This window comes from Staphylococcus sp. GDY8P47P, from assembly GCF_016892225.1.
GTDB lineage: Bacteria > Bacillota > Bacilli > Staphylococcales > Staphylococcaceae > Staphylococcus > Staphylococcus borealis.
The window spans coordinates 53,559-64,808 of sequence record NZ_JAFENV010000024.1; the positions used below are offsets into that span (position 1 = coordinate 53,559).

General features: G+C 34.9%; 8 protein-coding genes and 1 pseudogene. 7 read left to right on the forward strand and 2 right to left on the reverse strand.

From position 1 onward, the window contains the following. Window positions 1-595: 595 nt before the first annotated feature. Entirely contained in the window at window positions 596-2,320 is a 1,725-nt protein-coding gene (locus JVV30_RS10105) for a glycoside hydrolase family 3 protein (RefSeq protein WP_053030295.1), read from the reverse strand. 18 nt (window positions 2,321-2,338) lie between these two features. Then, a complete protein-coding gene (locus JVV30_RS10110; protein WP_204194142.1) occupies window positions 2,339-3,175 on the reverse strand; it encodes an HAD family hydrolase in 837 nt (278 codons plus the stop codon). 31 nt (window positions 3,176-3,206) lie between these two features. Between JVV30_RS10110 and JVV30_RS10115 the strand changes: the two are divergent. From JVV30_RS10115 to JVV30_RS10145, 7 genes and pseudogenes are all read left to right on the forward strand, one after another. Then, a pseudogene (locus JVV30_RS10115) lies at window positions 3,207-4,439 on the forward strand (helix-turn-helix domain-containing protein). Window positions 4,440-4,835: 396 nt separating this feature from the next. After that, window positions 4,836-5,474 (forward strand): bifunctional 2-keto-4-hydroxyglutarate aldolase/2-keto-3-deoxy-6-phosphogluconate aldolase, encoded by a 639-nt coding sequence (locus JVV30_RS10120; RefSeq protein ID WP_204194145.1) that lies wholly within the window; start codon window positions 4,836-4,838, stop codon window positions 5,472-5,474. Window positions 5,475-5,478: 4 nt separating this feature from the next. Continuing rightward, window positions 5,479-6,489: a sugar kinase gene (locus JVV30_RS10125; RefSeq protein ID WP_204194147.1), complete on the forward strand. Its 1,011-nt coding sequence runs from the start codon at window positions 5,479-5,481 to the stop codon at window positions 6,487-6,489. Window positions 6,490-6,504: 15 nt separating this feature from the next. Continuing rightward, window positions 6,505-7,908 carry a glycoside-pentoside-hexuronide (GPH):cation symporter gene (locus JVV30_RS10130; protein ID WP_204194149.1) on the forward strand — a complete coding sequence of 468 codons (1,404 nt, stop codon included), beginning with the start codon at window positions 6,505-6,507 and terminating at the stop codon, window positions 7,906-7,908. A gap of 15 nt (window positions 7,909-7,923) precedes the next feature. Then, window positions 7,924-9,327 (forward strand): glucuronate isomerase, encoded by a 1,404-nt coding sequence (gene uxaC / locus JVV30_RS10135; protein ID WP_204194151.1) that lies wholly within the window; start codon window positions 7,924-7,926, stop codon window positions 9,325-9,327. A 12-nt stretch (window positions 9,328-9,339) separates the two neighbouring features. After that, window positions 9,340-10,386: a mannonate dehydratase gene (gene uxuA / locus JVV30_RS10140; RefSeq protein WP_053030288.1), complete on the forward strand. Its 1,047-nt coding sequence runs from the start codon at window positions 9,340-9,342 to the stop codon at window positions 10,384-10,386. Between the two features lie 18 nt (window positions 10,387-10,404). Continuing rightward, window positions 10,405-11,247, forward strand: a complete 843-nt coding sequence (locus JVV30_RS10145) for an SDR family oxidoreductase (RefSeq protein ID WP_204194154.1) — start codon at window positions 10,405-10,407, stop codon at window positions 11,245-11,247. Window positions 11,248-11,250: the final 3 nt, after the last annotated feature.

Sequence of the window (11,250 nt, forward strand, 5' to 3'; positions counted from 1 at the left end):
TTATTCTACATTTGAACCAACGGCCTTTAATCATAAATTGATAAGGCGTTTTGATGCATAAGCAAAAAGAATATAAATGAAGAACCTAAATGGTGTATCGTTTTTAATTATACTTCAACTATATTTCTTTTATTGGGCATAATAAGTGTCATTTTTCTTCCTTTCTTTGATATCATGAAAAATATTGTCCCACTATTTTTTATGATGAGATTATTAATTAATATCATTCCAAATATTTATAAGAAGAATATTTTCATTGTATATTTAGATATATTTCTCTTCATATTAATAATAATTATTAAAATAATTATTTGATGAATTACACATTATCTTGAACAAAGAAAACAACGCTAAGAGTCCGGGACATAAATAATATAATGTAGCTATTTTGCAAATTCGCAGTAGCTGACTGAACTGAGAAGGCGCTTTAACAAAGCTTTTCTCAGTTCTAGTCATCCTTGCGGGCGGGGCCCCAACAAAGAGAATTTCATAAAGAAATTCTACAAGCAAAGCAAGTTGGGAGTGGGACGACGAATTTAAAAAGAATTCTGTCCCACTCCCTTAGCGTTTTTGTTTAAATTTAAATATTATATGATTATAATTTAGCTTGCCATTTATCTGTCCAGACTAAATCATTTGGCACGCCTTTGAAATCTGACTCGCCCATGATTTTATCGACAACGGTTTCTAATGTTGTTTTATTTGAATGGTACGCGTTGATATAGGCTTTGACCATTGTTGCATCATGTAGGTGTGTTGTGAAATTGAGTGATGTAAAGACGGTAGGCACTTCATGAACGTACCATGGAATTTCGTTACTCATTGCAGTTGACCATCGGATGCGATAGTTATTTTCAGCAGCGTATCCAACGATATTTGCGAATACGAGTGCAGCATCAACGTTATCACGATATTCTAATGTTTTACCTTTTACACGTGTAGAGCCATCATTAACTGTCACATTAAATCCACGATCTTCTAGAATAGATACTAAGTTATGTTCGACAGTGTCATCTGATTTGTAAATACCATTTTTCTCACCTTCGATGATATACAAGCGTATATTCTTGTGTGTTTCAGGGCGTATTGGTAATTGATCTAATGTGTTCTTCACTAATGTGATGCCTAAATCGGCAGCTTCTTGTTGCATTGCCAAGTGTTCATCACAACCGATAATGCTAAGTTCGTCTTCATTTTTAAGTAGTGTACCCTGTGCTTGCTTTTTAGGTAAATGTATTTTAGCTTTTAGTCCTAGAATACGTCTTACTGCATCATTTAGACGGTCGTCAGTGATCACGCCGTCTTGATAACCTTTTAACATGAAGTGGAAGTCTTCTTCTAAATCATTGAAGAATAAGAACATATCGCAACCGGCAGCAATCGCTTGAGGCACATAGTCTTCACGTTTCATGGCTGCAGTCATACCTAACATATGACTTGCGTCTGTTACGACTAAGCCATTAAAAGCTAAGTCGTCTTTTAATAAATCGGTAATTAATTCTTTAGATAATGTTGCTGGTAAAATATCTTTGTCTGCTAACTCAGGATTGAGTTTTTTAGAATAATGAGGTAATGCAATATGACCTGACATGATCATTTCCACCCCATTATTAATGTGATTTTCATAGACTTTTCGGAAACTTTGATCCCATTCATCTGTTGTCATTTCATTTACACCTAATACAAGGTGTTGATCGCGTTCTTCAGTGCCATCACCCGGGAAATGTTTAATACAAGTGATCATATCTTGTGTTTCGTTAAAGCCATTAATAAAGGCATTGGTATATTTAATCACGGTTTCTGCAGTTGTTCCATATGCACGTGTGTTCACAATTGTGTTACGCCAATTTTTTAAAATATCAACGCAAGGGTCAAAGTTAATGTTAACGCCAAGTGCTTGTGATTCTCGACCAGATACGTAACCTGCATTATAAGCGACTTTACTGTCTTGAGCGGCTTCACATTGAGCTGCTGAAGCGATATAAGTACCGTCTTTACAAGCCCCATTGCCACCAGAGTCACAGTTTGCAGCGACAAGTAAAGGCACTTTACTATGTTGTTGTAAATCGTTTAATAGCGCTTGAACTTGTTGCTTGTTTCCGCCTTGATAGCGGGCACCACCGATATGATATCGATTTAAAATATCTTTATTTGTATACTCAGAATCGTTAAAATCTCCATCTTCTTCTAATGAAAATAAATTAAAGAATAATTGTCCTATTTTTTCTTCATCAGTTAAATGTGACAATGTCTCTTCAACCCATTGAATTTGTTCGTCATTTAAAAAGTAAGGTTTAGCTTTCAAATCTACTCGTGCCATAGTTATCATGCTCCTTTTCTAGTCAAAATTATTATAAAATTGTTGAATTACATGTTCTTGAATAGTATTATCAAACTGATTATTAATGAATAAATTTAAGTATTTGTCTTTAAATTCAAGCCAAGATGTCGCTTCGTTTCCAGCTAAAATTGGATAGAATAACACATCATTATCTTGTGCCGCTTGCATATCGCCTTTAGTATCACCTAGAACGAGTACTTGATTTGCATCGTATAAACGTTTGAGTTGATTAATGCAATGTTTTTTTGTGCCAGCTTCTTGCGCGAAGATGCTAGTTATAAAAGGTGTGAGTTGGTGTTCAGTCCATTCTGTCTCAACTGCTGATAGGTTTGCAGATGAAACAATCACAATATCTGCGTTATGATAGGCGCGCTTTAAAGCGTCATGTACATGTTCAAAAGGACCAATACTCGGAAGACGTTGGATGAGTTGATTAACGCGGTTCGACCAGTCTAACGCTAAACGTAAACCTTTTTTATCAGGGTTAGCTTCAATATCTTGTTGCAATTGTGGGTTTGAGAAAGTCGCCGTCGTATCTACCCATGCCTTAATGTCATCGTAGCCATCTACAGTTCGACCTTGTTGATGCAATTCAGTTAATATTTTTTCAAGTCCTTGAAATCGATTAATACCACGTGTGATTTCATATAGGTTAAATTGATTCCAACGATTTAATACGTCATCTTTGATATCGTCTAGATTCCAAATATCAAGTAGTGCTGGTCCAAATGCACGTTCATGTTTAATGGTCATTGTATCCATGCCACAGCCATCTGAGTCTACGCAGATAAGGTGATCATGTTGAGGTTGAAAATGTTCTAGTGTGTAATTCAATGTTTTCAATCCTTTCTTGTAATAGTCATAAATGAGGGTGATTAATGTGATAAATCGAGAAGTTTTTGGTATTTTACAAACGCATGCGTTTGAACTATTAATGGTATCTCTTGAACGATATGATTTGGAAGATCTCAAGCATATAAGTAGTCACTTGAAATCGCCTTTTACCAATACAAAGAGCAAACGCTATAAAGCAGAACTACAAAAACTTTTAGAAAATATGAAAAGTAATATGATTTACCATTATGTGAATCAATTTGATGCACACTTTTTAATGTTTAAATATCGAAAATTGCATCAAGTTATTATATTAGGTCCATTTTTACTTCAAAGACCGAGCGAAAATAAATGTCTCGAAATGCTTCAAGAAGTTCAAATTAAACATTCCAAACTTACCATCTTAAAACAATATCTTCTGCAAATACCGGTTTGTCAGTATAGCCAAGCGCTCAATATGACGCATCTAGCTGTTCGATATTTAAAAAATAGAAATATTCATTATAGTGTTGAAGATATTGATTTTAGCTTTCATCGTAACCCAGAATCACACGCCAAAGATAAGGCACAATATGAATTCACATTTAATAAGATTAAAGAACGCTACGATATTGAAAATAGAATGCTGACTGCCATACAGAATGGTAATGCTGATGAAGCACTCAATTTATTTAAATTAATGAAAGTTTCAGTATCTGGCATACGACGCGTCACAGATGATTTATTAAATCATAAGTATAGAGGGTTTCTTGTTAATACGTTATGCCGGAAAGCCATTGAAAAGGCTAACGTCAATTTATTGACCATCAATGATATCTCAGGGAAGTATGCTGCAGAAATCGATGATGCCACTGACATTGAAGACTTAGATAACGTAATGGAAAACCTCATTTATGAGTATGCACAGACCGCATTAAAGGTTAAATCTCTTAAGTACAGTGCTAACATTAATACTGTCATTTAACACATCAAAATTAATTTGGATCGCCCACTTTGTCTAAATGAGTTGGCTGATTTAGTTGGGTTGGCACCATCATACCTGTCAAGATTGTTTAATCAGGAAACGGGACAATCTGTTTCGCAATATATTATGCAATTACGTGTTGAAAAGGGAAGAGATTTATTAATTCATACACCTATGAAAGTTGATGAGATTTCAAATTACATAGGTTTTAAACAGCAAAGTTACTTTACAAAATGTTTTAAAGCTAAGTATCAACTGTCACCGTTAGAATATCGTAAACAATATAGCTCGGTGAATTAAACTTAGAAGTGATGCGTTGAACTTTGCTTGCAATTTAAAATTATCATTCATTTATATTTATCACTAGTTCAAGTAATAGAAAATTTAGAAAATTTGCTACTTTTTTAAATTTAAGGTCAATAATTTATAAAAATCATTAAAATTTTACAAAAAATATAAGCAATTTATACTGTTTTTTTAGTATTTATTTTGATGATATTTCGTTGTAATTCATCATCATTAAGAAAATAGAAATATGCTATAAACCCTTTCATATCAAGCTTTTTAGGAGTTTGATAGGAAGGGTTTATTTTTGCTTGAAAGCGATTTCTGACTGCGCTAAATTGACGATTCGCCATTTGCAAATATAATGAAATTGGGTTGGCAAAGAAATTAGAAATAAGGAGCTTTGCGAAAATGAAAAAAATAAAAATATTAAATCAATTGCATGAAAATTATCTCGTCGCAGTTGTCAGAGGTAAAAGCAAAGATGATGCAATCGCTGCTGTTCAACAAATGATAGAAGGTGGCATTTATAATATTGAGATTACCTTTACAACGCCTCAAGCAGAAGAAGTTATTCGACACTTAAGTGCGACAAGCGATGAACATATCGTCATCGGTGCAGGTACTGTATTGGATAGTGCAACTGCACGAATCGCTATTTTAAACGGTGCTGAATATATCGTGAGCCCTCACTTAGATATTGAAATAGCTAAAATGTGTAACAGATACGCAGTGCCTTATTTACCTGGATGTGGTTCTGTAACAGAAATTGTACAAGCAATGGAATCAGGCGTTGACTTAGTTAAATTATTCCCTGGAGAGTTGCTAGGCGCGAATTTCATAAAAAATGTACATGGACCTATACCACATATAGAATTAATGCCTTCAGGTGGCGTATCTTTAGATAATTTAGAAGATTGGTATAACAAAGGTGCTTATGCGGTAGGCATTGGTAGTGCATTGATGAAAAATGCAAAAGATGGAAACGACACTGTAATTAAAGAAAATACAGAAAAATTTGTCAGAAAATTTCAAACAGTAAGTGGGTGAGCACATGTCATTCATTACTTTTGGCGAGATATTGATGCGATTAAGTACACCGCATCACCAAACATTTGAACAGTCACAAGCGTTTGATATTCATTATGGCGGGGCCGAAATGAATGTTGCGATAGGTTTATCAGGCTTAGGTATCGATACCGCAATGGTAACGGCTTTACCTAATAATGATATTGGAGACAACATCATACAACATTTAAGACGTTACAACGTGAATGCCGATAAGGTGAAAAGCGCTAGTGGCAGATTAGGTCTTTATTTTACTGAGAGTGGTTATGCACAAAGAGCAAACCGTCTTATTTACGATAGACAAATGAGTGTATTTAGCCAATTAAATCCTGATGAATATGAAATTGAAAGCATATTGAAAGCGCATGAATGGTTTCATATTACGGGTATTACGGCAGCACTAAACGATGCGTTATTTGAATTCTTGAAAAAAGCGGTCAAAATAGCTAAAACATTAGGTCTTTTTGTAAGCTGTGATTTGAACTTTCGAGATGCGTTGTGGGATTTTCAAACTGCGAGAAGAAAAATGTCTGAACTCTTATACGACGTGGATTTAATCTTTGGTTATGAGCCTTTATCACTGCCAGGTGAAGATGGTAAAGATTTAAAAGATGGTTTAGATAGAATGGCTAATATTGAAGACATTAGACCGTTTTTAACGAAAATACATCAAACATACAACATTAACTATATTGCATTTACACAGAGAAAAATTTTTAACCATAAAAGAAACCGCTTACAAGGGTTTCTATCTACACCAAATCAACTCGAACAAACTGAAACAGTTGAGGTCGATATCTTAGATAGATTAGGCACGGGTGATGCATTTAGTGTAGGTATCATTTATGGAATTATGAAGCAATGGGATTTAAAAGATACTGTTCAATTTGGGATCAATAACATGGTTTATAAGCACAACGTCATTGGTGATTATAGTTATGCCAATCTTGAAAAAATAAATACGTCTATTGAAAGTAACAAAGATATCAATAGATAGAAAGAAGGCAGTATTATGGGAACTACAGTTGAAACAAGAGAAAAGCAAAAAGTGCAGAGTCTCAATAATATTCAAAAATCAACATTAGGTTTTAAAGAAAAGTTATCTTATGGATTTGGTGATTTAGGTAACGGCATGATGTTTGATATGGGACAAATTTACTTAATGATGTTCTTCACAGATATTTTAGGTATTTCAGCTTTCTACGGTGGTCTTGTATTTTTAGTTGCTAAAATCTTTGATGCATTTGTAGATACAGGTGTAGGGACGATCGTCGATTCAAGAACAAATATAGGGCCTAAAGGTAAATTTAGACCATTCATCTTATATGGCACGGTGCCCCTAGCAATCTTAACGGTGCTCTCATTTACCGCACCTAATTTCAGTGATACTGGAAAGGTCATTTGGGCGTTCGCAACTTATTTAATGTTTAACGCGGCTTATTCAGTCGTTAATATCCCTTATGGCTCATTATCAGCTGCAATGACAGTGAATGCGGATGATAGAACACAGTTATCTGTATTTAGAAACTTAGGATCACAAAGTGCATTATTCATCGCAGGTATTGCCGTTGTACCATTAGTTTCAAAATTTGATAATCACGCAATTGGTTATCCAGTAGTTGTTGGTATGCTTGCAATCTTTGGTGTGATATTCCATTTGATTTGCTACAAAGGTGTTAAAGAACGTCACGTTATCGAACGTCCGAAAGAGAAAGGCGTCAATAAGAAAGCCTTCTTCAACTTAGTGAAAAATGAAGCCTTTGCCGTCTTAGCTATCTTCACACTATTAACGATTATGTCTATGTTCTTAGTACAATCAACACAACTTTACTACTTTAAATATGTATTAGATAAACCGAATCTTGTTGGTTTAGTCAGTACATTAAACTTTATCGTCTTATTACCAGCCTTATTTGCAACTACATATATTAGTAAAAAGTTAGGTAAAAAATATACAGCCCTCATTGGTATTGGCGGATTTGTTATCTTCGAAGCCTTAAACTTCTTATTCTTCGGAGAAAATTATGTCATGTTCTTAATCATGAATACGATAGCACAATTCTTCTTAGTTATTCCTAACACAGTTGTATGGGCATTCATTGCAGACGTTGTGGAATACGGACAATGGAAATTCAGATTACGTTCAGAAGGTATCACTTATTCAAGTTATAGCTTTACTAGAAAAGTATCACAAGCACTTGCAGGTTTCGTACCTGGATTAGCATTAACGTTCATTGGTTATCAACCTAATGTAGACCAATCAGCGGGCACAATCTTTGGACTTAAAGTTTTATTCTTTGCAGTACCGGCAGTTGCATGTACCATCGCATTCATTATCTTCTTTATATGGTACCCACTTACAGATAAACGACATAAACAAATTGTTAAAGAACTTGCATTGAGAGAAGAAATTTAAAGGAGCGTATACGATATGGCTTTTATAAATGAACATTTTATGTTGAATAATGAAACAGGAAAACATTTATACCATGATTTTGCGAAAGATATGCCAATTTATGACTACCATTGTCATCTAGACCCTAAGCAAATTAGCGACAATGTGGTATGTGACAATATTACAGACTTATGGCTCAGTGGTGATCATTACAAATGGCGTGCAATGCGTGCACAAGGCATTGAAGAACAGTATATTACTGGCGATGCTGCACCACTTGATAAATTTAAAAAATGGGCAGAAACATTAGAAAATTCAGTGGGCAATCCGTTATATCACTGGTCACAACTTGAATTGAAAATGTATTTTGACATTGAAGACTTACTGACTAGTGATAACGCTGAAGCTATTTATCATCGTGCTAATGATTATCTAAAACAACATCACACAACAACTCAATCATTGATTACTGATTCGAATGTCAACTTAATTTGCACAACAGATAATCCTACAGACGACTTAAACTATCATGATGCTATTAAAGCACAGGATGGATTTAACACGACTGTCCTACCTGCATTTAGACCTGATGATGTATTTAAAGTTGGCGACCCAGCGTTTACAGACTTACTACAAAAGTTAGAAAACCTTACGCATCCAATTACGACACCTTCTGACTTTATCGAAGCGTTATATAAACGTATTCAATATTTCCATGATAAAGGCGGTCGATTAGCTGACCATGGTTTAGAAGAAATACATTTTGAGGCTTATACGGATCAAGCTATTCAAGACATTTTCAAGAAAGCTTTAAATCATGCAGATATTTCAACATATGAACGATTCCAGTTCCAAAGCTACATGTTAAATGAATTGAGTAAGGCATACCATGAACGTGGTTGGGTAATGCAAATTCACTTTGGTGCAATTCGAAATAATAATACGAAGATGTTTGAAAAAGTAGGAAAAGATGCTGGCTTTGACTCAATTAGAGACCAAGACAATCTTGCGTATCATTTAAATGCAACACTAGACATGATGGAACAAGAAGGACACTTACCTAAGACCATCTTGTATAACTTAAACCCAATTTATAATGATATCGTGGGTTCTACAATTGCGAATTTCCAAACTGAACCAGGTATTAAAAGTAAAGTACAACATGGTGCAGGTTGGTGGTTCAACGATACGAAAAGAGGCATGTTAAGACAAATGTCATCATTAGCTGATCAAGGGTTGCTAATGCATTTTGTTGGTATGTTAACAGATTCAAGAAGCTTTATTTCATATTCAAGACACGATTACTTTAGACGTATATTATCTTCATTCATTGGGGACTTAGTTGAAAAAGGTGAAATTCCTAATGATGATCAACTGTTAAAACGCATGATTGAAAATATTTGCTATAACAATGCTTATAACTATTTCAAATTAATATAGGGGGACAAGACAATGAAAATGACATTTAGATGGTACGGCAAAGATGATCCAATCAGCTTGGAATATATTAAACAAATACCTGGAATGAAAGGTATTGTAAGTGCAATTTATGATGTACCGGTTGGTGAAGTTTGGCCATTAGATAAAATTAAAGCATTAAAGCAAGAAATTGAAGATGCAGGCATGGAATTATCGGTGATTGAAAGTGTACCTGTACATGAAGATATTAAATTAGGTAAACCTACTCGCGATAAATACATCGAAAATTATTGTGAAACACTTCGAAATCTAGGACAAGCAGGTATCAAGATTGTATGTTACAACTTTATGCCAGTATTTGATTGGACGCGTTCACAATTAGACTACCGCTTAGATGATGGTTCTACTTGCTTAATCTATGATGAACAAGATGTTGAGAAAATGAATCCATTAAGTGGTGAATTATCATTGCCAGGATGGGATTCAAGTTATACGAAAGAAGATTTAAAACAATTATTTGATGATTATAAAGAAGTAGATGAAGAAACGCTATGGGACAACTTAAATTACTTTATCCAAAAAGTAATACCGGTTGCTGAAGAGGAAGATGTTCTGATGGCGATACATCCGGACGATCCACCATGGAATATCTTTGGTTTACCACGTATTATCACTAACAAAGAAAATTTAGAGCGCTTTATTAACTTGTATGATTCTAAATACAATGGTTTAACGATGTGCTCTGGCTCATTAGGTGCTGATCGCAGAAATGACTTCGTTGACATGTTACGTTACTTTGGCGAGAAAGGCCGCGTCAACTTTGTACATGCACGTAATGTTAAATTAATTGGCGATAAATCGTTCCAAGAATCTGCACATTTATCTGAAAAAGGTTCAATCGACATGTATGAAGTCGTTAAAGCTTTGCATAGTTTCGATTATCATGGCCCTATAAGACCGGACCATGGACGTATGATTTGGGGCGAAACAGGTAAACCAGGATATGGATTATATGATCGTGCGTTAGGCGCAACTTATTTAAACGGTTTATATGAAGCGGTTAGTAAGAATAACAAATAAAAAAGGAGAAATGAACTTATGAAATTACCATTCGATATTGATTTAACAGATAAAGTCGTTGTCATTACAGGTGGAACAGGTGTCATTGGCAGTGCGATGTCTACTGCCTTAGCACAAAGTGGCGCTAAAGTTGCGATGGTTGGCCTTAGAGAGGATGCAAGTGGCTTAGTTGAAACAATAAAAGCACTCGGCGGAGAATCTCAAGTATTTCTAGGCGATGTAACAAATAAAGAAGACATGAAACGAATTAAACAGGAAGTCAATGATACTTTCGGTAGTGTCGATATTTTAATAAATGGTGCAGGCGGTAATGCGCCTAAAGGTACTACAGATGACGAGCGCTTTGAAGGTGACTTAGATCAAGATAAACAAACATTCTTCAACTTAGATGAAGAAAGTGTTGGCTTCGTAATGGATCTTAATTTCCTAGGTACATTTATTCCGTCACAAGGTTTCGCAACGGATATGTTAGATAAAGCAGACGCAACGATTATTAATATTTCATCAATGAATGCCTTTACCCCACTTACAAAAATTCCAGCCTATAGTGGTGCAAAAGCAGCAATTAGTAATTTCACACAATGGCTAAGTGTGTATTTCTCTAAAACAAATATTAGAGTAAATGCCATAGCCCCAGGCTTTTTACTAACAAAACAAAACGAAGCATTACTACTAAATGAAGATGGCAGTTATACAGCGCGCTCTGAAAAAATTATTAATGCTACGCCAATGGAACGTTTCGGTAAACCGGAAGAACTGGTAGGTGCATTATTATTCCTAGTTAGTAAAGAGGCGTCAAGCTTTGTTAATGGCGTTGTATTACCAGTAGATGGTGGCTTTAACGCATATTCAGGTGTGTAATAT